The sequence below is a fragment of the Geminocystis sp. NIES-3708 genome, assembly GCF_001548095.1.
Classification (GTDB): domain Bacteria; phylum Cyanobacteriota; class Cyanobacteriia; order Cyanobacteriales; family Cyanobacteriaceae; genus Geminocystis.
Genome location: NZ_AP014815.1, coordinates 2,273,919 through 2,296,426, shown reverse-complemented (window position 1 = coordinate 2,296,426; position 22,508 = coordinate 2,273,919). Strand labels below are relative to the sequence as shown.

General features: G+C 32.1%; 19 protein-coding genes. 6 read left to right on the top strand and 13 right to left on the bottom strand.

Annotated features, from left to right (window positions below; genetic code table 11):
• Positions 1-50: 50 nt before the first annotated feature.
• Positions 51-815 (bottom strand): DUF6816 family protein, encoded by a 765-nt coding sequence (locus GM3708_RS10155; RefSeq protein ID WP_071827663.1) that lies wholly within the window; start codon positions 813-815, stop codon positions 51-53.
• A 214-nt stretch (positions 816-1,029) separates the two neighbouring features.
• Between GM3708_RS10155 and GM3708_RS10150 the strand changes: the two genes are divergently transcribed.
• Together GM3708_RS10150 and GM3708_RS10145 are read left to right on the top strand one after the other, a co-directional pair.
• Entirely contained in the window at positions 1,030-1,431 is a 402-nt protein-coding gene (locus GM3708_RS10150) for a hypothetical protein (protein ID WP_066346333.1), read from the top strand.
• A gap of 36 nt (positions 1,432-1,467) precedes the next feature.
• Positions 1,468-2,316: an ABC transporter permease gene (locus GM3708_RS10145; protein WP_066349406.1), complete on the top strand. Its 849-nt coding sequence runs from the start codon at positions 1,468-1,470 to the stop codon at positions 2,314-2,316.
• A 166-nt stretch (positions 2,317-2,482) separates the two neighbouring features.
• Here GM3708_RS10145 and trpA read toward each other — a convergent pair whose 3' ends face one another.
• The 8 genes from trpA to GM3708_RS18995 form a co-directional block, all read right to left on the bottom strand.
• Positions 2,483-3,277 (bottom strand): tryptophan synthase subunit alpha, encoded by a 795-nt coding sequence (trpA, locus tag GM3708_RS10140; RefSeq protein WP_066346328.1) that lies wholly within the window; start codon positions 3,275-3,277, stop codon positions 2,483-2,485.
• 250 nt (positions 3,278-3,527) lie between these two features.
• Positions 3,528-3,818 (bottom strand): DUF3007 family protein, encoded by a 291-nt coding sequence (locus GM3708_RS10135; RefSeq protein WP_066346325.1) that lies wholly within the window; start codon positions 3,816-3,818, stop codon positions 3,528-3,530.
• A 41-nt stretch (positions 3,819-3,859) separates the two neighbouring features.
• A complete protein-coding gene (gene ndhL, locus GM3708_RS10130; protein WP_066346323.1) occupies positions 3,860-4,111 on the bottom strand; it encodes an NAD(P)H-quinone oxidoreductase subunit L in 252 nt (83 codons plus the stop codon).
• A 67-nt stretch (positions 4,112-4,178) separates the two neighbouring features.
• Positions 4,179-5,225, bottom strand: coding sequence for an aromatic ring-hydroxylating dioxygenase subunit alpha (locus GM3708_RS10125; protein WP_066346321.1), 1,047 nt, complete (start codon positions 5,223-5,225; stop codon positions 4,179-4,181).
• 101 nt (positions 5,226-5,326) lie between these two features.
• Positions 5,327-5,611 (bottom strand): hypothetical protein, encoded by a 285-nt coding sequence (locus GM3708_RS10120; RefSeq protein ID WP_144439305.1) that lies wholly within the window; start codon positions 5,609-5,611, stop codon positions 5,327-5,329.
• Between the two features lie 58 nt (positions 5,612-5,669).
• Positions 5,670-7,748, bottom strand: a complete 2,079-nt coding sequence (locus GM3708_RS10115; protein ID WP_066346312.1) for a choice-of-anchor Q domain-containing protein — start codon at positions 7,746-7,748, stop codon at positions 5,670-5,672.
• 166 nt (positions 7,749-7,914) lie between these two features.
• Positions 7,915-10,539: a choice-of-anchor Q domain-containing protein gene (locus tag GM3708_RS10110; RefSeq protein ID WP_066346311.1), complete on the bottom strand. Its 2,625-nt coding sequence runs from the start codon at positions 10,537-10,539 to the stop codon at positions 7,915-7,917.
• Between the two features lie 53 nt (positions 10,540-10,592).
• A complete protein-coding gene (locus GM3708_RS18995; RefSeq protein ID WP_066346308.1) occupies positions 10,593-12,311 on the bottom strand; it encodes a choice-of-anchor Q domain-containing protein in 1,719 nt (572 codons plus the stop codon).
• Between the two features lie 754 nt (positions 12,312-13,065).
• Between GM3708_RS18995 and GM3708_RS10100 the strand changes: the two genes are divergently transcribed.
• Positions 13,066-13,446, top strand: a complete 381-nt coding sequence (locus GM3708_RS10100) for a hypothetical protein (protein ID WP_066346300.1) — start codon at positions 13,066-13,068, stop codon at positions 13,444-13,446.
• Between the two features lie 66 nt (positions 13,447-13,512).
• Here GM3708_RS10100 and GM3708_RS10095 read toward each other — a convergent pair whose 3' ends face one another.
• The 3 genes from GM3708_RS10095 to GM3708_RS10085 all read right to left on the bottom strand — a co-directional run bounded on the left by GM3708_RS10095 (position 13,513) and on the right by GM3708_RS10085 (position 15,880).
• Positions 13,513-14,049 carry a DUF2808 domain-containing protein gene (locus tag GM3708_RS10095; RefSeq protein WP_066346297.1) on the bottom strand — a complete coding sequence of 179 codons (537 nt, stop codon included), beginning with the start codon at positions 14,047-14,049 and terminating at the stop codon, positions 13,513-13,515.
• 70 nt (positions 14,050-14,119) lie between these two features.
• Positions 14,120-14,704: a 5-formyltetrahydrofolate cyclo-ligase gene (locus GM3708_RS10090; RefSeq protein ID WP_197671715.1), complete on the bottom strand. Its 585-nt coding sequence runs from the start codon at positions 14,702-14,704 to the stop codon at positions 14,120-14,122.
• A gap of 63 nt (positions 14,705-14,767) precedes the next feature.
• Complete coding sequence (locus GM3708_RS10085) at positions 14,768-15,880, bottom strand: geranylgeranyl reductase family protein (protein WP_066346292.1); 1,113 nt, start codon at positions 15,878-15,880, stop codon at positions 14,768-14,770.
• A 119-nt stretch (positions 15,881-15,999) separates the two neighbouring features.
• On the opposite strand from GM3708_RS10085, the gene GM3708_RS10080 reads away from it, so the two are divergent.
• The 3 genes from GM3708_RS10080 to GM3708_RS10070 all read left to right on the top strand — a co-directional run bounded on the left by GM3708_RS10080 (position 16,000) and on the right by GM3708_RS10070 (position 20,842).
• Positions 16,000-17,649, top strand: coding sequence for an NAD(P)H-quinone oxidoreductase subunit 4 (locus GM3708_RS10080; protein WP_066346290.1), 1,650 nt, complete (start codon positions 16,000-16,002; stop codon positions 17,647-17,649).
• Positions 17,650-17,892: 243 nt separating this feature from the next.
• Entirely contained in the window at positions 17,893-18,249 is a 357-nt protein-coding gene (locus GM3708_RS10075) for a DUF1815 family protein (RefSeq protein ID WP_066346288.1), read from the top strand.
• Between the two features lie 139 nt (positions 18,250-18,388).
• Positions 18,389-20,842, top strand: coding sequence for an endonuclease MutS2 (locus tag GM3708_RS10070; RefSeq protein WP_066346285.1), 2,454 nt, complete (start codon positions 18,389-18,391; stop codon positions 20,840-20,842).
• Positions 20,843-21,045: 203 nt separating this feature from the next.
• On the opposite strand, the gene GM3708_RS10065 is transcribed toward GM3708_RS10070, so the two are convergent.
• Positions 21,046-22,428: a Rieske 2Fe-2S domain-containing protein gene (locus GM3708_RS10065; RefSeq protein ID WP_066346283.1), complete on the bottom strand. Its 1,383-nt coding sequence runs from the start codon at positions 22,426-22,428 to the stop codon at positions 21,046-21,048.
• Positions 22,429-22,508: the final 80 nt, after the last annotated feature.

Here is a 22,508-nt window from a genome sequence, read left to right as displayed (position 1 = left end):
AAGTAAGACAATAATATATTCTTTGATTTGTTAAAGTATTTTACCTTAAATTAAGGATTTTTTCTATGTAAATCTAAAGTATAATAATAAAACGCAACTGGTTGATCAAAGGCTAGGAAATAATCAGGATCTTGTGGTGATAAATAAATAGCGGTAACTTGTTTTCCTTGAATATAATTAGGGTTAATTAATCGATATTTAGTGATAGTTTCTACTAAGTTTAAATAAACACTATTAGGGCGACGAAAAAATTGCCTAGTGATTTCGCTGGTAATAAATTTTTCTTCAGAAACTATTTCTTGTTGTCTGCCTATTACTCTAGAAATTAACTCATTTTCTCCTTTAAATTTAGTTATTTGTTCGGTAGAATTATTTTGATTAATTATCACTTCTTTTACATTTTTTTTGCCTAAGTATGCTTCTGCGATTGATAAGCCATTAAAAGCTCGATCAGGAATAATAACTGATTTTTTATTAAGAATAGTAGGGACAAAATTATCATTTTTAGGAATTAAAATAGTAGGAATAAATTGCACTGAAAAAGTAATATTTTTATCAATATATTCTTGATTGCTATCAAAAGCAGGGGTTTTAAATTTTGGAGATAGGGGAGCAATTTGTTCGAGTAAAATATTATTAACATCCCATTTTCCTTCAAACCATGATGGGAAAATTAACTCTTGATTCGGAGTCGGTAAAGAAAATTGATGTTCCCAGTGAGGATATTGTGCTATCCTATCAGCTAAAATTCCACTATAAGCAGGATAAATATTCAAGAAAAAAGTACTTAATACTGATATAATAAATATCAGCATTTTGTTTAAAAAATTACTATTCATTTGTGATGATAATTCAACTAAATATTAGTATAATTAATAAGAAAATAATTTGAGCTTGATGAAATTATTCTATAAATAATAGCTAATAGATAACTATTCTTTATAACATTAATTGATGTTTTAATTAAGTATAATTATATCTACTTTTAACAAGAAAACTATATACTATAAATTTTCAATTATTAACTATATGGCACTAACACTAGATAACTTAATTTTAATGGCAGAAGATGAATTAACACAGTATAGCACCGAAGCTAGAAAAATTGAAAAGTTAAGAAGAAAAATTGGTATTGCTTTAAATTTAAAAGAACAACAAAAATTAAAACAAGAGTTATTAACAAAAATTCCTCAAGGATTCTGGGCAAAAAAATTAGAAAAAGAGCGTCAAACTTTTGCTTTACCTTTTTGGGGTATTGCAGGTTTGGGTTTATTATTAGGTATTTCTTCTCAACAATATTTAGATTTTCTTGCCCCTGCCATTGCTTTACCTATTGCCATCAAAATTCAACAAATTGGCTGGAAACTTCAAGCAAAAAGATTATTATTAAATACTTTTGAAGAAATTGAAAAAAAGGTTAATAATTTATAGCAGTCATTACTCATCATCTATTACTTAATTATGAAAATGTTTTGGCGTAAATTTACTAAAGATAAAATGGCGATTGCTGGATTATTAACCTTAGCTTTAATTATTTTCAGTATTCTTTTCTTACCAACTATTTATCAAAACCCTATCGATAAAATTGACTTCACACAATCTACCTTAACTCCTAGTTGGCAACATCCTTTTGGTACTAATGATCTAGGACAAGATCAATTAGCAAGAGCTTTATTCGGCGGTAGAATTTCCTTAATCGTAGGTATTGCCGCTATGGTAGTTGCTATTTCTATCGGTACAATTATCGGGGCGATCGCTGGTTATTATGGTGGTATAATTGACAGTATATTAATGAGATTAACCGATATATTTTTGTCACTACCACAGTTACCAGTTTTATTATTAGTGGTTTACTTGTTTCGAGATGCTGTTAAATCAATTTTAGGAGCACAATTAGGCATTTTTTTCTTAGTCGTGTTAATTATTGGTTTACTGAATTGGATGTCAGTGGCAAGATTAGTAAGAAGCTCATTTTTACAACTCAAAGAAAGAGAATTTATCAGTGCAGCCAAAAGTTTAGGTGCAAATTCAGGACGTATTATCATCATTCACATTTTACCCAACGTATTAAGTGTCATCATCGTTGCCGCTACCTTATCCGTTGGTAATGCCATTATTGTCGAATCTACCCTCAGCTTTTTAGGGTTAGGTTTCCCCCCAGATATTCCCACATGGGGAAGAATGCTATATGATGCCCAAAATTATCTAACTTCTGCCCCTTATATGGCGATTTTTCCCGGATTAGCGATATTTTTAACGGTTTTGAGTATTAATTATATTGGTGATGGACTTAAAGATGCACTTAACACGAAATAAATAATTGATTTTATCTCTCACAAAGATGCAAAAAAGAGAATTTAGAAATTATTTTGGGAGTTTATTAGGAGATTATCAAAGGAAAAATATCAGTCGAATTACCAGTAATAATCTTAATATTATCTATCATAAATTACATTATTAAACTGATAAATACAAATCTTATTTACTTTATTGCTTCTCTGAGATTGCGACACAATTTTTCCACCTCTTTTAATCCTTCTTCATGATTAGTATGAGTTAATTTTTTAACAAAAGCACTACCAACAATTACACCATCTGCACCCCATTGTTTCATTTGAGTAGCTTGAGATGGTTCAGAAATGCCAAAACCGACTCCAATTGGTTTATCGGTAACAGTCTTTAACTTACTGATTAAATCCTCTACCCGACTTTCAACTTGCGATCGCATTCCCGTAACCCCAGTGACACTAACAAGATAAATAAAACCCTGAGATTTTTCGGCAATATGCTCAATCCTCTCCATAGGAGAAGTGGGTGCAACTAACAAAGTAACTTCTATGTTGAATTTTTCAGCAACTTTTAAGAAAGTTTCAGCTTCTTCTAAAGGTAAATCAGGTACAACTAAACCCTTTACCCCAACATCAGCAATGGTTTTCATAAAATTTTCCACACCCCGATAAAAAATAGGGTTGTAATAGGTAAAGAGAATAATCGGAATAGTGATTTCATTTTGAAGGTTTTTGACAATATCAAGAACATCATTTAAACAAACACCATTTTTTAAAGCACGGGTAGCCGCCGCTTGAATTACAGGTCCATCGGCAAGAGGATCGGAATAAGGTACACCTAATTCAATCATATCTGCTCCATTTTCGGCTAAAATTTTGATAGCTTTAATAGTAGTTTTTAAATTGGGATCTCCAGCTGTTATGAAAGGAATTAAGGCACATTTATTTTCTTTTTTTAGTTGTGTAAAACGTTCAGAAATTGAAGTCATTTTTTATATATAAATATGTTAAATTAATAATAAGAATAATACGAAGAAAAGTTGACAATTAAACAATTAATAATTATTTTTTATCTTTCATTGCAATCTTGAAATTATTTTTTAATAATTGATTGAAGATTAAAAAATAAATTTGTAAATTTTACTATACCGTCACAGTTGATCAATGATAGCTAAACTTTTGAAAATTTTGCAAAATTCATAAAATCGTTCTATTTTCAGAATTTAATTATTGCTTAAATTAATCTTTTTCTCCCATTAATTTTTCTATTTCTTCAGAAGACATTTTTTCTAATTGTTTGGCAAAAAAAGCATCTTCATATTCTTTAACTTGTTGATGATAAGTCATATCATTAGTAAAAACTCGAAATAAATAAGTTAATACCCAACCAATTAAACCTAATATTAGAATTCCTTGACTCCAAACACCTGCTTTAGCAGAATCAACTCCTAACAATTGAAAAATAACATAAGCTAAACCGCCCAAAGAAAAAACTCCTAAGGCGATTAAAATAGCATCTATTCTTCTCATAACTAAATCCTGATTATTTTTTTATTTGAGTCTTTTTCTGATTAGATTAATTCTCGACGACGAGGACGAAAATTTAAAAATGGACTTAATAAGATCATTCCGGGAAATGAAAAGAATACCATGAAATACATAAAGCCTCTTTCAACAGAACTTGCTACATACCATCTTTGGTTGAGGTAAAAATAAACTCCAGCAGGAAGTAGTAGTAAATACAAACCGCTGAGACTTAAATATAAAATAGCGGTAATAATAGTTTCTAAGTCGATATTTTCGATGTTGAATAAGTTTTCCATAATTGCTGATTTTAATCTTACTTTTATCTATTTCTTATTAGTTACTATATCGCAATTTCTCGCTCAATTATTTATTTGTTATTACTTCATTTAAAATTAATTGTTGTACCTTGGCGATCGCTGGATTTAATTCATAAGTGCGTTCAAAAGGATTAAGTAAAAAGGCTTCTTGTTCTTGTTTGATCATAGCGACATCTTGACGAACTAAACCATCTAATAACCCTTTAGCCGCATCAAAAAGACTATTCTTGACAAAACGACGAAACGCAACAGGTAATTTATGTAACCGCCAAAAAGCCTCTAAAGAAGTGAAATGGAGAAGATAAGCCTTTGTTGTAGTTTCATTAATCGGACAAAAAAGGCAGTAAATTTTAAAATCTTTCCCTAAACTTGAACTCCAATGAGGATATATATAACTTACTGTTAAAAGTTCGGGATGTAAGCGGCGTAAAGCAGGAAAAAATAACTGAGAAATTGACCAAATTTTATCAATACGATAATAACTTTGAGCATCATACAACACATCAACCCGATGGTCACCAACCATAATGTTATTCAGAGAAGCCGAAGCCCATGCTTGATAATTGTTGTGTAAATGCCCATGATACATATCCATCAAATTTTCAATCAGATAAGAAAAATGTCCCGGACAATCGATAGTTGTCATGCTACCAATATAGTTTAAATGTTCCCATTCAGGTAATCCCATCGGTTTAATGTTTTCGCTATCACCATCCCCCGGAAATAACCAAATAAAACCGTCAAATTCTTTCACGGGATAGCGCTTTAACTGGCAATTAGGTAATTTTTGCTTCTCAGTTAAATAGGGTACAAAGGAGCATTTTCCGTCTCCATCAAAACGCCAACCATGATAAGCACATTCAAGATCATCATTAACAATTTGACCATCACTTAATTTTACTAAACGATGGGGACAGCGATCATCTAAAGCCTGAATTTTACCTTTACTATCACGAAACAAAACAATATTTTGATACCATAAAGTCACAGCTACAGGTTTATTTTTAATTTCAGAGCTACTAGCAACTACATACCAGTGATTGAGGTTAATACCGCAAGTGCGTATATTTGGTTTAACGTCTAACTGTCCCATCAGTAATGATTTTCAATAAAATTAAAATAATTATGACCTATATTTTAAACTTGTTCCTGAAAAATGAACTTTGTTTAATAGTTTTTGTCTTTGAAAAATATTTAATCAACTATCCAAGGGGGAAAAGGAGACTCAAACTGCCAGTCCACACCAATTATATCTTCATCTTCGTTTTCAATTAAATCCTTAACTGAATCAAATGCTTCCTCAGCACTAATGGCTACCAAAGTATTCATAGATTCTTTGATCCGTTTGCCTTCCGAGGAATTATTGTACCAAAAAGCAAACCACTTTCCATTATATTTTTGAATACTTAAGATATATCTATTTCCTGTACGACTATTATCTAAAGTCATACAATAACTTATTGATTCTGGGGTTATCATTATGAATATAAATAATAATCGGACTTACGCATTAACAAGAATTCAAATAGCTAATTAATTATCCTGCTTCAAAAGCAACTCCTTCTAAACGGTAACTAGAAGAAAAATTAGCTAGGATATTATTTTTTTCGGTTTCTCCTACAAATAAATAAGTACCTTCATTAGTTAGACTTTGAAAACGATAAATATCTTTTCCTTTATTCGCATCAGCACCATAAACATAGAAAGCGATACCTTCATCAACAAAATTACGATTATTCCGCAAAATACTTTGTCTTTCTTGTGCTCCAGCGTATAAATAAGTACCCGTTTTGGCAATGTTCTGGAAACGATAAATAGCGATTAAATCATCTTTAGGAACATCCGACACATTAAAAGCTATTCCTTCTTCTTGAAAATTAGAAAAATTATTGCGAATATTTTGAGATTCTTGACTACCAGCATATAAATAAGTACCTGCTACATTTTTATTTTGAAAGCGAAATACAGGACTATTTAATAAAGAATCATCTTCAATCAAATTATCATTAACAAATTCTTGAACATCAGGAATATTAACCCCAGAATTATCATTGACAACTGGATCATTGATAGGAGGATCGATGGTAACATTATCATTTCCTTGATTATTATCTGTACCAGTATTTGTATCCACAGGGGTAGGAGAAATTACTTCCGTCGCACCAGATTCATAAGCTCCTATATCTATAGCGTTACCTACAATCCTTTGAAATCCTCTTTGATCAATGGCTGGATCATCAGGGAAAAATAGAGGAAAATCGACCATACTGCTATCTCCTGCGTCAATGGCAAGACTTCCAGATAGTAAAGCATGGGTGGGAGTCGAACCACCATTATCTTGTAAAGGACCAATTATATTTGTTAGAGGGCGATCAGTTGTTTCACCGCCAACGATATTATTTTTATTGGCATCTAAAATTGAACCATTAGCGTTAGTCACCAAATTATAAGCACTACGACCATCGAAAAAACCATCTAAATCAGGACTCCCAATATTATCCCCGACGATGGTATTGTATAAAATTGTATTAGCGGTGGTAGTTTCTGAATAAATACCTGAACCGATTTGAGCTCTGTTATTAACAATAGTAGAGTTGATAATTCTCGTTGTACCTCTGGATAAAATACCACCACCACCATCCCCAGGTCCTTCTCTATTTTCTCCTGTGGCACTTCTATTACCTGATACTGTGGTGTTAACCATAATTAAAGTTCCACCAGCTTCATTGAGAACACCACCCCCACCACCTTCGATAATCTCTATGGCGGCGGCTTCAGCAAAATTGTTGATAATCGCACTATTACGAATAACTAACGTTCCCGTGTTATAAACACCACCACCGTTATCTCCCGATTGATGACCTTGAACAATACTTTTTTCTAAAGTTAAAGTCCCCTGATTATAAATGCCTCCTGCTTGGGTAGAGCTACTACTATTTTCAATAATACTATTAATAAAACTGGCATTTCCTCCAACTTCAATATTGATTGCACCACCATTACTTATAGTTTCAATATTAACATTAAGAGTTTCTTCGGTTACGGTGACAACTGGCTCGACTGGATCTACTGGGACGGTAGGATCATTAGGTGGTTCTGGTGTCGGGGGAATTGTTGTAACGGTTAAAATATTAGTAATTGATTCTTTAATCATTCCGTTGCGGACAGTAACATTTTCTAATATTAAAGAACCACCAGTTTCAGAGCCAGTACGTTCAGCAGAAAGAACATCGAAAACTCGATCGCTAAAAGGTTCAGGGGTTAAAACTCCTCCTTCGGGTATTTCTATTAAAGAGACAGTTTGTTCTAATCCCTTAGCATCAATAATGGTATTACTTGAATCATCTCCAATGATAGTGACATTCCCTGTTATATCTAAATCCCCTGTGGCTATGCGACTGCGAAAAAGAGTATCCGCATCTACACTTTGATCAGTACTGGGTGATAAAACATTTTTAATTGTTAGGTTATAAGTACCTGCAGGTAATATAATTTCATATTGATTTTCAGGATTAGCGTTAGCGATGAGGATCGCATCTCTTAAAGATAAACCACGAAAACTACTACCATCATTTTGATCTTCAAAAGTATCAACGGTTAAATTAATAGTTGCCATAATTTTAATTAGATTTATTTTATTAAAGTTTTTTACCTAAGTTAATTGTAAGGGTAAAAGATTAGGAATAAATGATTTTTATTTCTTTTTTAGCCCTAGAAAATATGAAAATAGGTTAATTTTTATTAAGTGAAAATATCAGTAAAAACACTGAATTTAATTAACTTTAAATGCCCACTTCAAAAGCAACTCCTTCTAATCGGAAGTTATTGTTCGTAGCAATAATATTATTTTTTTCGGTTTCTCCTACAAATAGATAAGTACCCGGATTATTAAGGTTTTGGAGACGATAAATGTCTTGTCCTTTATTCGCATCTGCACCATAAACATAAAAGGCAATACCCTCATCTTTAAAATTAAGATTATTAGTTAGGATGCTTTGTCTTTCTTGAGTACCCGCATAAAGATAAGTTCCGGGTTTTGAAGTATTTTGGAAACGATAAATAGGTATTAAGTCATCATTAGCAACTTGAGACACTTTAAATGCTAATCCTTCTTCACTAAAATTAGGGAAATTTGAGCGAATATTTTGAGCTTCTTGGCTACCAGCATAAAGATAAGTACCTGATACATTGCGATTTTGAAAACGATAAATAGGGGAATTTAATAAAGAATCACCTTCATTGAGAACTGCATTTACATCAGAATTATTCGTATTACTACTTCCAAATTCAACACTACCAATATCTACAGTACCGTTATTAATACGAGGATTCGCAAATTGATCTACTGGATTATTTCCGAAAAACTGACGTAATGAGACAATGGCATTATTTCCACTATTGAGAGCAAGACTTCCTTCAGATAATCCGTAAGCGATAATATTGCCTTGAGCATCAGTGATGGCTTCTAATTTGGGATTAACCGGAGTGGTTACACCACCCACTATATTATTATTAACACCATCTACAATGGGATTAACCGTACTAGCACCAATTAAATTAAAAGAACTACTGGCAGCAAAAAATCCATCAATATCACTAACAAAAGTAGGATTAGTTATGGTGGTTGTTCTAGTATCCACAACTCTATTTTCAAACCTTACTACATCAGTAAAGTTATAGAATGTATTATCTTCTTCATTTCGGACAAAATTAGCTTGTCTTTTATTATCATCATCTAATGCTAATCTATTATCAAAAGTATTAAAACTAAAAGTTTCTTGTTTATCCGCTACAAATATTTGTGCATTAAAATCAGGATTTTGATTAATATTGTTATCTTGAAGTACTAAAACTAATCTTCCTTGTCCATTACTATCGTTGATAAATTCAAACTCAGTTTCTAAAAAAACCAAATTATTGGAAGTGTCACGATAGGCAAAGCCGAAATTTTGATTTTCATTAGTAATTAAATTATTATCTTCACTACTAAAACCATTAATCCCAGTGAAAAAATTATCTAAATCTTCTCCAAAATAACTATTAAAAACAAATTGAATATCTCCATTAGAATCAAATATTAAATTATCTAAACGAACACTACTCGTGACATCTAGCCCTTCAGTGGGAAAAGGAGAAAAAGGATCTGAATCTCGATATAAAACTGTGAGATTATAAAAACTATCTTGAAAAGGAGTGACATCAGGGGGAACTTCAATTAAACGATTTGTGCCATTAACCACATCCCAAACAAACTCATTAATAAAATCAACGGATGTTTCCCCTCTAAGATTAAATTGATTGAAACTTCTAATTACGTCTTGTTTTAACTCAGTTGTTACTTTATTCTCTGCAACTATACTATTGGTAAGGGAAGTACTGGCTGATAACCCTTCAGAATAAACTCCTCCTCCCGCTTGGGCAATATTTTGTGTGATAGTGGAATTAATGATATTCGCTCTACCTTTAGTTAAAATGCCTCCCCCTACATCTAAACCCACATCATTTCCAGAAATAGTACTATTGAAGATAGTTAATGTACCAGTTGTATCATTGGCAATACCCCCACCACCTTCCTCAATTCGAGTGGGTAAAACTGAGGTTACAGTATTATTGATAATAGCAGTACGATCAATGTTTAAAGTTCCATTATTAAAAATACCACCACCAATAATAAATGGAGGAATAGTAAATCTAATATCTGGATTAATTTGTTTTGCTTGATTATTTTTGATTAAAGAATCAATGATGGTAAGAGTACCACTATTACTAATACCAGCACCTCTTTCTTCAGATTCTCCATTAGCAATAATACTATTGTTAATTGTTACATTAGCACCAGTAGCAACATTAATAATTGCACCATAAGGATTTGTGTCAATATTTCCTACCTGAACATCTCCATCAATAGAACCATCTCCATCAATATCAACTTCTATTGGTCCTACATCCCTTACTAAAATTCCATCTTGAACTGTGACATTATTTAAAGACAATACGCTACCCGGAACTATATCTAAAACTCGATCGCCCACTCGATAAGTAATTCCTGCACTGAATGTTTGTTGTAATCCTGCTCCCGAAATAATTGTATTAATTGGATCTTCTCCAATAATAGTTATATTTCCAGAAATATCAATATCTCCTGTAACCTTACGACTTTCAATAAGGGTATCAAGATCTGGACGATTATTTTCATCTTCATCAATAGCAGGAGGTGTTAAAAGATTTTTAATGGTTAAGTTATAAGTACCAGCAGGTACATTAATAATATATTCTTTGGAAGGATTTGCATTAGCTTGTAAGATAGCATCTCTCAATGAAAGTCCATTAGCCGTACTACCGTCATTTTGGTCTTCGGTGGTGGTGACGTTTAATATTACTTGGCGAGAAAAATCAAATGTTGTCATGGTTTTAATGGTTTTGTGATCTATAAAATTTAGTAACAGTAACAATATTTTCTTTAGGCTACTTCAAAAGCAACTCCTTCTGAGCGGAAGTTAGAGAAATTGTTAATAATATTATTTTTTTCTGCTTCCCCCACAAATAAATAAGTACCGGGTTGATTTAAGTTTTGTAATCGATAAATATCTTGTCCTTTATTCGCATCAGCACCATATACATAAAAAGCTAGTCCTTCTTCTTTGAAATTATTATAATTTTGTAAAATACTTTGTCTTTCTTCTTCTCCTACATAAAGATAAGTTCCAGCTTTTTCTTGGTTTTGAAAACGATAAATAGGAATTAAATCATCATCAGGGGTAATACCAACCCTAAATGCTTCTCCCTCTTCAATAAAGTTACGATTATTAGCTCGAATATTTTGAGCTTCTGATTCTCCTACAAATAAATAAGTACCACTAACGGTATTGTTACGAAAACGATAAATAGGAGTATTTAATTGTGAAGAAAAATTATTAGTATTAATTCCTGAATTTTGTATAACTTCATAACTACCTATATCTACTATTCCATCACTGATTCTAGGTGCTCCCCTTTGATCTTCATTACCATAGTTATTGAATAAATCTCTAATTTGACTATTAGCGTTATTTCCAGCGTTGATAGCCGGGCTACCTTCTTCTAAAGGATGAACTAATAATGCAGATGCTTGATCAGTAGTGGTAAATTGATTTGGTAAATCTCCAATAAGAGGATTAATGGGACTTTCAATTGTACCCACACTATTATTATTAAAATCGTTAACTAAACTTCCTCTTTCTGATGCCCCAATAAGATTATAAGAACTAAGGTTATTGAATATGCCTTGTATATCTGCACTATTAATATTTTCTGCGATGATGTTATTACGTAGTGTTGTATTTATTAAAGCATTTGCATTTTGAGGATTGCCCGAAAAAATACCTGCACCTCTTGAACCACTATTATTTGCTATCGTGCTATTAACGATGATAGCTTGATCTCCTTGAGTCCAAATGCCTCCACCAATTAAACTTGTGTTACCAGAAATAGTGCTATTAACTATGGTTAAATTACCGCCACTATCGTTGAAAATTCCACCACCACCAAGTAAAGCATTTTGATCTAAAGTATTACTGGTAGAGTTAAAAGCTATAGTACTGCGATTAATACTAACTATGCCACCATCACCATTATAAATTGCTCCACCATTACCAACGGAAAAATTAACTAATAAAACAGAGTCACTAATTTCTAAAACTCCGTTATTAGCAATGCCACCGCCTTTACCATTAGTTCTATTTTGAGCAATGATCACATTTTCTAAAGTTGCTTTTCCCGAAGGTTGAATACTAATTGCACCACCATCAACGGGAATATTCCCTGTATTTCCTTCGTCGTCAATGATGCCATTTTCTGTGCCAACATTCGCATCTTGGAGAGTTATATTTGCTAAATTAAGACTTCCATTTCTTGCTACGGTAAAAATACGATCGCCTAAAAAACCAGCAGTAATTAAAGTATTTCCAGCACTAGCTCCAATAATGTTTACATTACTGTTAATATCCAAAGAACCATCATCTGTGAGAGTTAAGTTATAAGTACCATCAGGCAGATTGATAGTATATTTTTTCCTCAGATCAGAATTGGCAATAATAATGGCATCTCTGAGAGATAAACCATCAACTTCACCACCATCGTTTTGATCTTCAAAGGTATTAACGTTTAAAAAAACCTGAGCTGAAAGGGTATTTTGATTCATCAGTTTTATCGTTGATTAATCGGTAGTTATTAAAAATCAATATTCAATATAGTCTATTACCAAAGTAATATCAATCAGTTATTTATAATTTCCTTTAATTTAAAATAATTTTAACAAAAAACCTTAATTTCTTCTCTCAAATTAATTTTATGTATTTATACGGATATTTTTCATCTATTTTTATTAATTTACTTTGTATTAAATAATTTAATTAAGTTTTTTTATTTTTCTTTCTTCTCTATTAATTAATATTAAGCGATCGCCGACAATAAATTCAGTATCCATCAATTAATTCTGAGGATCTTAAAGTTTTATAGATCTTTTTTCTTAATAAATTGTAATAAAGTTTGTGGATCTCAAAGATGATCTTGTATCCTAATACTGTGGGGATCAATTTTAAATTAAGGCTTTGAGAGTAATTATTTTTTTAAATCAAAGGTTTTAAAGTTAAAAAACTGATGTTGCTATTACTGTTTAAGCAAATAAATACAAACTTTTTCTTATTACTAATTAATTTAAACATTTTCATTAACAACTTTACACAAATAATAAACATTGATAAATAAAACCAATACTTAAGTAATAGAGGGGATCTTTGTATTAATAATCGATAATTTTAGTAACAATTATAAAAACCTAGTGAAATAAAAAATTGAAGGTAAGATTCTAAATCTATTTCTTCAAAATTTTCCATAAGCCTTGTGGACTGATTCTCTGATGAATATTAAACCATTCTTTAAAATAGAGGTGCAAAATGTCTAAAAGAAGAAAAAAATTCGCTTGTGGTCATCTAGGTTACGGTAGAGATTGTCATCGATGTGAACAAAAACAAGCACTTAGAGAAGAAAAAAGACAAGAAAAAAATGCTTGGCAAGAAACCTTTTCAAAAGATCCCATTGATTTAAGTTCTTTACCTCGAAATGTAGTATTAAAGGCTAGGCAAATAATTTATAACATTCAAAATCAGACCAGCTATACTAATTTTAGGGGAAAAAGATTAAGACATGATCGATTTATAATAAGTATTCCCGTTACGAGAAATTATCGTTTAATTTGTAGAGATTACGGTAGTTTCGTTGCTCCCGAAGCAGTAGTTTCCCATGAAGATTATAACGTTTGTAAACCCGGAATTTAGATAAAAAGTTGGGCGAATATCACTCGCCCAAATCATCGACTTTTAACTTTTATAATTATAAATTGATTAATTATTAATACTTAAAATCCATGTACCAACATTTAATCTTAAAGGTACTTGTCCGGGTGTTAAAACTTGAGCTTGAAAATAAAATGTACCACCATTTTCTGGATTTTTTACATTAGAAAATACCAATTCAACTCTATTACTTTCAAGTAAAGGTTGTTCTAGGTCAATTTCAATAATACGACTTTCTTTATCCCAAACAACTTCTCTAATAGGGAGTTTTTTATCTTTGACTCTAACTTGGATAGAATCAACATCAAATTTCCCCGTATAATATTCTGGATAGGTAATAAAAAATTTAGAAACTCCTTGGGTAATTTTTTTACCCGGAATTCTTAGACGATAACGATCCCATCCTCCTGCTTTACCACCAAAATCGAGATGATAATTAAGTATATCTTGACGATCAACACCACTAAAAAGAGTTAATCCGGGGTTACTTTGGGCGGAAACAAGATGAGGTAATCCCGTTACTAATGTAGTTGTTAATGCTAAAGTTGCCCAAAAACCTCTATTGTTAATTTTTAATAAATTCATTGTCATTTAATATATTATAGTTTCACTGATTGTTAGTCTAACAAACTGTACCCTGTGACGGAGAATTTTACTAATTTTGTTCCCTAATTCTGTGTTGATTAGTGATTTGCAATTCTGTACAAATATAATTTAATGGTTTATCCCATGATTCTCTCGGTAACTCAGACACATAGGCAAAATCAAAAACAATACCGATAGTTGGGATATTTTTCCACGAGGGTAATTCTAACATCCGATCATAATAACCGCCACCGTATCCTAATCGATAACCATTACGATCGCATATTACCGATGGAACTAGAATTAAATCAACAGAATTAACATCTATTAAAGAAGAATTAGAAAAAGGCTCATTGATACCATAGCAGTTTTTTTCTAATTTATCGCCCCATTGCCATTGACACCAGACTAAATTTTTTCCTTGACAACGAGGTAAACCAAAAATAATGTGAGATTGTTGATGTAATAAACTTAAATCTGGTTCTTGTTTAAAACTAAGATAACTTAAGATAACTTTTGCTTGATGAAAAATATCACTATTAAGTAAATTTTGACATAGGCGATTACTTTTTATTTGCCATTGAGGGGATGTTAATTGTAAACGTTGAGTAATAAATTCTTTTCTCAGTATTTTTTTTTGTTGAGAAACTGTCAAATTATAATCCTTGAAATTAATGATATTTTTAAACATGAAAATAGTATGTTTATGTTCAATTATTTAAAAAAATTTACTTAATAAATTAATACCTTTTTGTCCTACTTGAGAGTAGTTTAATTGACCACTAAAAATTTTTGTCATCGTATTAACAGAAGAAGGATGTTTTTCCATCACTTGATAACCTAATCGAGGAAAACGATAAAATACTTGTGATAATCTTTGTGCCCAAATCATCTCTTTTCCCCATTCTTGTCTCATAATTTCGCTATATTTTTCTAAGGCGTTAATATCTCCTGCCAAGGCATTATGAATGGCTTCTGAGGCTTTTAAACCACTAAAAATAGATGGACGAATTCCTTCAGCCGTAAAAGGATCAACTACACAAGCGGCTTCACCAACCAAAATTGCATTATCAGTGTGTAATTTTTGATTTCCATTCCATAAAGCAATAGGATGTCCATGCTCCGTAGCATCATCAAGAGTAAGATTAAATAAACTAGCATAATTACCAATAATTGTATGATAGTTTTGAGCTTTTCGCTGTTGAGAAAAAACTCCCGCGCCTATTGAATAACCATCAGATTTTGGAAAATTCCAAGCATAACCATGTTGCACTAAACCAAACTCAAAATAAGTTTCATTAGAAGGATGTTTAAAAGGGATTTCTATTTCTAAAGCACCAGCTACTAATTTTTTTTGTTTTTGAAAACCTAATAATTTAGGCATGTTACCTTTTGCACCATCGGCAGCAACAAGATAACGTCCATAAAATTCTTGATGAGGGGTTTTTACTATCCATTTATTAGCTTTAAATTCAATCTCAGTTACTTGGGTTTTATCTTGTAAAATTGCCCCTTGTTTAACAGCTTTTTGTACTAAAAAATAATCAAATACGTCCCTTCGCACCATCCAAATAGGATAATCTTTCGTATTGACTGCGATCGCTTTTTCATGTTCCCATGTGCAATAAACAGTTTCAGTTTTTAGAGAAATAGCAGGAGTAAAATCAAAATCAAACCATTCCTGAATAATAGAAGAAACCCCACCACCACAAGGCTTATAACGAGGTAAATGAGCTTTATCTAAAATTAAGACTGAATGTCCTTTTTTTGCCAAATGATAACCAACAGTACCCCCCGCAGGACCAGAACCGACCACAATACAATCGTACATAAAGAATTAACAATAAACAATGAACAGACAAAACTGATTATTTCGGTAATTTTAACAAAAGTTAACGAAATATAGTATGATTATTACACTAAAAATTAAATACTAATATTTAAGTAAATATGATAGCGGATCAATTTCCTTGGCTTACCGCAATAATTGCCTTTCCTGTGTTTGCTGCACTGCTTATTCCCTTCGTGCCAGACAAAGAAGGTAAAACTCTTCGGTGGTATGCTTTAGGAGTAGGGCTGATAGATTTTATTTTAATGTGCTACGTTTTCTGGCAACATTACGATACAAATAATGCTAGTTTACAGCTTGTGGAACAATATTCTTGGATTCCACAACTTGGCTTAAGTTGGTCAGTTTCGGTAGATGGTTTATCCATGCCTTTAGTGCTTTTAGCTGGTTTAGTGACTACTTTATCGATGTTTTCAGCATGGCAAGTAGATCGTAAACCACGTTTATTTTACTTTTTAATGTTACTGTTATATTCTGCACAAATTGGCGTATTTGTTGCCCAAGATATTTTGTTATTATTTATTATGTGGGAATTAGAATTAGTTCCCGTATATTTATTAGTATCTATCTGGGGTGGACAAAAAAGACGTTACGCCGCCACCAAATTTTTGCTTTATACTGCCTTAGCTTCTATTTTTATCCTCGTAGCAGGTTTAGGCATGGCGTTATATGGCGGTGGAGAAATCACCTTCGACATGGTGACATTAGGATTAAAAGAATATCCCATCGGATTAGAGGTTTTACTCTACGGTGGTTTATTAATTGCCTTTGGTGTCAAATTGGCAGTTTTCCCTCTCCATACATGGCTACCTGACGCTCATGGTGAAGCATCCTCTCCTGTATCAATGATATTAGCTGGAGTTTTGTTAAAAATGGGAGGTTATGGTTTAATTCGCCTTAATTTAGGCTTATTACCTGAAGCCCATATTTATTTTGCTCCTGTACTCGTTATTTTAGGGGTTGTGAACATAGTGTATGGTGGTTTTGCTTCTTTTGGTCAAACTAATATGAAACGGCGTTTAGCCTATTCTTCCGTGTCTCACATGGGTTTTGTTTTAATCGGAATTGCTTCTTTTACCGACTTAGGTATAAGTGGTGCAATGTTACAAATGTTATCTCATGGTTTAATAGCCTCATTATTATTTTTCCTTGCAGGGGTAACATATGATCGCACACACACCATGTTCTTAGATGAAATGGGAGATATAGGCAAAGCAATGCCTAAAGTATTCGCCTTATTTACAGCGGGTGCAATGGCTTCTTTGGCTTTACCCGGTATGAGTGGATTTGTGAGTGAATTAGCCGTTTTTATCGGTTTTAGTAATAGCGATATTTATGATTCAACTTTTCGCACGGTAACAATTTTTCTCAGTGCAGTAGGTTTAATTTTAACTCCTATTTATCTATTATCGATGTTAAGACAATTGTTTTATGGCACTAACAAAATTCAAATGTGTACCATTGGGGACACGAAAATCAATGAAAACTTTGATAATGATCCTGCGGTATGCTTTGGTACTAATTGTGTTTTACCCAGTGAAGCGGTTTACGAAGATGCAAAGCCGAGAGAAATATTTATTGCCGCTTGTTTTTTAGCCTTAATTATCAGTATTGGTTTTTATCCAAAATTAGCTACCCAACTTTATGATGCGAAAACCATAGCCGTAAATACTGAAATTCGTCAATCTTACATTGAAATTGCAGGAACAAATTCTCTAACTGTAGAGTCTAAACTAGCAATTAAGAATTAAGTATTTTATGACAACAGAACTGATATTAAATTTTTAGACTCCTTCCTAAAGGAGTTTTGAATTTTAAAATCTTGGTTTTGAGTCTAATATTATCCACTATTTTGAGAATTGGGATATGCTATTAAAAGAACTATATTAAGTAGTTTTGCACTTTTTGGAAAATATATCATATAATCTAAAAAAGAAATCTTAAAAAAATATTAAGAATCTGAGAAGATTGAATGGTGTCATAAGGAGGAATCAATGTTTATTCGATTAGCACATCAGTATAGAGAATTTGTGAAAGATTTAGTGATGAATCTTCAAGCTTTAGCAATAGTTTTAGAAAAAAGAGGTTATATTGCATCTTGCTATACCTGTGGGACAGAATTGACCAGTGCCTCTTTTATGGTTAGCTTAGGTGATAATCACTTAATTCGTTTTCTCGTGTCTGATTATGGTATTACTTGGACTGAAATGCAGGACGATAGAGAATTAATGAAGTTAGAGGGTGCAGAAGCCATCAATCAATTAGAAGAATTAGCAAATTTAGTCAAGTATCAAGTAAAATCCTCTGATAGCAAAGCACCTAGCTATGATCATAGTCTGTTAGTTTACTAAATTTGGTATATCATTGATAATTGACAATAGTTCTAATTAGTTATCTTTTACATTCATAAGAAAGTAGTGAACTTTTTTCGATATTATAGAGTTATTCTTAATTGATCATTTCATTGTTAATTGTTAATTATATTGAGCTTTGATAGAACAAGAAACTTTCCGTTTATTAGAATGGCAAAGATTATGTGAACATCTGTCCACTTTTGCTGCTACTAAATTAGGTGCAATGGCATCTAATAACTTGCTAGTGCCTTCTAGTGTAAAAGATACTAAATATTTATTGGCACAGACAAAAGAAGTTTGTGATATAGAAATCAACATCAACTCCAATTGGTCTTTTAATGGTATTCATGATATTGGAGAATCGATTGAAAGAGCAAAAATAGGAGGAATATTAAATGGTAATGAGTTATTAAACTTAGCGACAACTTTATCAGGTGTAAGAAAATTAAGACGGGTAATTGAAGAACAAGAAAACGCCACTACTCTTCAAGAATTGGTTAATGATTTACGAACCTTCCCTGAATTAGAGCAAGAAATTCACTATTGTATAGATGATCGTGGGGAAATCACAGAAAGAGCTAGTCCTCAATTAGGTGAAATTCGTCAAAAAATTAAGACTTTAAGAAATAAAATTCAGCAAACTTTACAAGGTATTATTCAAAGAAATACTAACGCATTACAAGAACCTGTGGTTACTCAAAGAGGCGATCGCTTCGTATTGCCAGTTAAAGCTAGTCATAGTGGACAAATTCAAGGCATAGTTCATGATACCTCTACCAGTGGCGTAACTTTATATTTAGAGCCGAGAGTTATCATTGAATTAGGGAATAAACTTCAAACTACCCGTAATCAGGAAAAACGAGAAGAAGAAAAGATTTTACGGCAGTTGACGGAAAAAGTAGCTGAAGTTTGGGAAGATTTAGAACAGCTATTGGCGATCGCTACTTCTTTAGATTTAGCCACTGCTAAAGCTCGTTATAGCGTTTGGTTGAATGGTTTTCCACCCGAATTTGTGGATTTTCGAGAAGGGGAGAGTATTTCTTTAAGACAGGTTAGACATCCTCTGTTAGTATGGCAGGAAAAACAGGAACAGGGTAGAGAAGTTATTCCTATTGATGTATTAATTAATCCAGAAACAAGAGTTGTAGCTATTACAGGACCAAATACAGGGGGTAAAACCGTTACTTTAAAAACTATTGGCATCGTAGCTTTAATGGCAAAGGTAGGCTTATTTATTCCTGCACAATATCCTGCTCAAATTCCTTGGTTTAATAGTATTTTAGCCGATATTGGCGATGAACAATCCTTAGAGCAAAGTTTATCGACTTTTTCAGGGCATATTCGCCGTATTATTCGCATTATTGATTTTTTACATATTATTAATTTCTCTACCTTGCAAAGCAAAGGGGAAACCAATTCCACAGGATCTTTAGTATTATTAGATGAAGTTGGTGCAGGTACAGATCCCAATGAAGGTACAGCGATTGCCATAGCTATATTAAAATACTTAGCAGAAAATAATTTATTAACCATTGCAACGACTCATTACGGAGAGTTAAAGAGTTTAAAATATAATGACTCTCGTTTTGAAAATGCGTCAGTAGAATTTGATGATAGTACTTTACAGCCTACCTATAAATTATTATGGGGTATTCCGGGGCGATCAAATGCTATTACCATTGCTCAAAGATTGGGATTACCCTTAGATATTGTCGCTGACTCACAAGAATTAGTTGGTGGTTTTTCTCATGATGTTAATGAGTTAATTTCTGCCCTTGAAAATCAACGTCGTGAGCAAGAAAATAAACATAAACAAGCTCAAGACTTACTATCAAAAACTGAATTATTTTATCAACAAGTAGAAGAAAAAGCTTCATCTTTACAAGCTAGAGAGAGAGATTTAAAGTTAAAACAAGAACAAGAGGTTCAAAAACTCTTATTTGATGCTAAAAGCCAAATTGCTCAAGTTATTAAGGAATTACAGAAAAAAAGTGATCCTACGGCAAAAGACGCTCATCAAGCAACAGAAACTTTGACAAAAATTGGCGATCGTTTTTTAACTCCCTTGAAAGTAAAATCAAATTATAAACCGAAGGTGGGTGAAAGAGTCAGAATTCTGAGCATTGGGCAAACGGCGGAAGTTTTAACCATAGATGAAGATATGGAGCAATTAAGTGCTCGTTTCGGTATCATGAAGATGGTAATACCTTTCACTGATATTGAATCTTTAGATGGCAAACGCTTTGAAAAAGTTAAAACTATCCCAGATAAAACCAAAATAAAAGTTAATAAACAACAGTCTAAACAAGTTAACATCATAAAAACTGAGTCTAAGCCGATTAATGTACGAACTTCTCAGAATACCATCGATATTCGAGGAAAAAGAGTACATTTAGCCGAACCTCTTTTGGAAAAAGCCATCGCTAATGCAACTGAAATAGGTTCATTATGGATTATACATGGTAAGGGTACAGGAAGTTTACGTACAGGAGTTCATGAATTTTTGACTAATCATCCTCAAGTTACTAATTTTGAACTAGCAAAGCAGGATGATGGGGGTGCTGGAGTAACAGTGGCATTCTTGAAGTAACAATAGTTGCACATAATAACTGTTTTATGGGGTTTAAACACTATCTGTTATTTACGTAAATACTCTCCACCCTATATTTAATTTTAATGCTTAGTTAATAACGATGAAAAAGGATGAGTAATAGTAATCAGGATAGAAGATAAAATAAATATTTATAATGATATTAATTTTAGTATTTATTAAGTCCTTATTAAATTAATTAATTATTTGTTTCTTGGAGGGATAATTTGCCCTTCATAAAATCTTTTTTCTAATTTACCCAAGTATAGATAGAATCCTACATTTATTAAGCTAATTAAAGAAATTGTAAAAATAATAAACTGTGGTGAGCTATTAATATATAGGCTAATTATAGGGTTTAATGACCATAAGATTATAGTGATAATTAGTAAAATCAAACGAATTTTTTTGATATTTTTTAAAGCTTCTCGACAACTTTTACATTTCTCAGTGTGAGAATAATATCTTTCTAATAAAATATCATGATTGGGTGTTTCAGGAAAAAGTTGATTAGGAAATAATTGAGCATTATATTTATTAACCCATTTTCTTAATTCTATGATAAATAAATCAGCTTTTGTTGGTAAATAATAAGTCTGAGAAAAATTTTTACTACCTCCTAATATTTCTAAATTTCGCTCTTGATAATACAAGAATATTTGGTCATCTTCAAGAATATTATTTTGATTAAGATGAGAAAACCAACGAGGAGTTAATTTTATAAATAGTGAAGGTATTTTAGATGAAAATTGAAAAGGAAATATAGCAAATAATCGACATTTACCTTTACTAATAGGGGTTGCATAAACTACTGTCATTGTTCTTCCAAATTGCTTTGATGTCAAGTCATGCCACATTAAATTAGGTGCGATAAAAGTCGTATATTGTGTACCTAATTTGCCTTTTCTTGGTCCTTCTTGCCACACTCCCTGAAAACCCTGTCTATCTGCATTAATAATTTCTAATTCTACGGGAGAAACATTAGCACGATTACCCACCGATTTGTGATGAGTATAAGGAATATGACTAGAATCTAAAACATTTTCAAGCAAGGTTAAAGCATCATAGGGAAGATCTCTAAAAGTATTAATAATTGTCCAATTTTTTTCATTTTCTGCGATAGGATCTACTATAGGTAAAGGAGTTAAAAATGCGTTTTCAGGATTTCCTGCATAAGCAAATAATAAGCCGTGCTTAATAGATGTTGCGTAAGATTTAACACAACTACGAGGGGATTTTTCTCCATTATTTCCGATTACCTGTTGAGGAATTATTTCACAATTTCCTTCACCTGAAAAAGCCCAACCATGATAAGGACATTCTAATAAACCTTCTTCGTTAATTCTACCTTCACTTAAGGGTGCGAGTCGATGAGGACATTTATCTGCAAATACTCGCCATTCTTCTTCATTTTTATCCCACCAAATGACCAAATTTTCTTCTAGTAAAGTAAAAGAATTCAACTTATTTTTATCTAAATCTTCGACAAAAAAAAGTGGATACCAAACTTCATGATAATTAAAGTTATTTTCGTCTTTCCCCCCTATGGGCAATGAAGTTAAATTGTCAATAATTGCTTGACTCATATAGTTATTAATAATTAGTAATTAAATTGATTTTCTTTATTTTACTTTTGAATTTAGCTAAAATTTTCATATATCTGAGT

Coding starts and splice junctions, on each gene's coding strand:
- GM3708_RS10155 (WP_071827663.1), bottom strand. CDS start 815: ATGCTGATATTTATTATATCAGTATTAAGTACTTTTTTCTTGAATATT.
- GM3708_RS10150 (WP_066346333.1), top strand. CDS start 1,030: ATGGCACTAACACTAGATAACTTAATTTTAATGGCAGAAGATGAATTA.
- GM3708_RS10145 (WP_066349406.1), top strand. CDS start 1,468: ATGTTTTGGCGTAAATTTACTAAAGATAAAATGGCGATTGCTGGATTA.
- trpA (WP_066346328.1), bottom strand. CDS start 3,277: ATGACTTCAATTTCTGAACGTTTTACACAACTAAAAAAAGAAAATAAA.
- GM3708_RS10135 (WP_066346325.1), bottom strand. CDS start 3,818: ATGAGAAGAATAGATGCTATTTTAATCGCCTTAGGAGTTTTTTCTTTG.
- ndhL (WP_066346323.1), bottom strand. CDS start 4,111: ATGGAAAACTTATTCAACATCGAAAATATCGACTTAGAAACTATTATT.
- GM3708_RS10125 (WP_066346321.1), bottom strand. CDS start 5,225: ATGGGACAGTTAGACGTTAAACCAAATATACGCACTTGCGGTATTAAC.
- GM3708_RS10120 (WP_144439305.1), bottom strand. CDS start 5,611: ATGATAACCCCAGAATCAATAAGTTATTGTATGACTTTAGATAATAGT.
- GM3708_RS10115 (WP_066346312.1), bottom strand. CDS start 7,748: ATGGCAACTATTAATTTAACCGTTGATACTTTTGAAGATCAAAATGAT.
- GM3708_RS10110 (WP_066346311.1), bottom strand. CDS start 10,539: ATGACAACATTTGATTTTTCTCGCCAAGTAATATTAAACGTCACCACC.
- GM3708_RS18995 (WP_066346308.1), bottom strand. CDS start 12,311: ATGAATCAAAATACCCTTTCAGCTCAGGTTTTTTTAAACGTTAATACC.
- GM3708_RS10100 (WP_066346300.1), top strand. CDS start 13,066: ATGTCTAAAAGAAGAAAAAAATTCGCTTGTGGTCATCTAGGTTACGGT.
- GM3708_RS10095 (WP_066346297.1), bottom strand. CDS start 14,049: ATGAATTTATTAAAAATTAACAATAGAGGTTTTTGGGCAACTTTAGCA.
- GM3708_RS10085 (WP_066346292.1), bottom strand. CDS start 15,880: ATGTACGATTGTATTGTGGTCGGTTCTGGTCCTGCGGGGGGTACTGTT.
- GM3708_RS10080 (WP_066346290.1), top strand. CDS start 16,000: ATGATAGCGGATCAATTTCCTTGGCTTACCGCAATAATTGCCTTTCCT.
- GM3708_RS10075 (WP_066346288.1), top strand. CDS start 17,893: ATGTTTATTCGATTAGCACATCAGTATAGAGAATTTGTGAAAGATTTA.
- GM3708_RS10065 (WP_066346283.1), bottom strand. CDS start 22,428: ATGAGTCAAGCAATTATTGACAATTTAACTTCATTGCCCATAGGGGGG.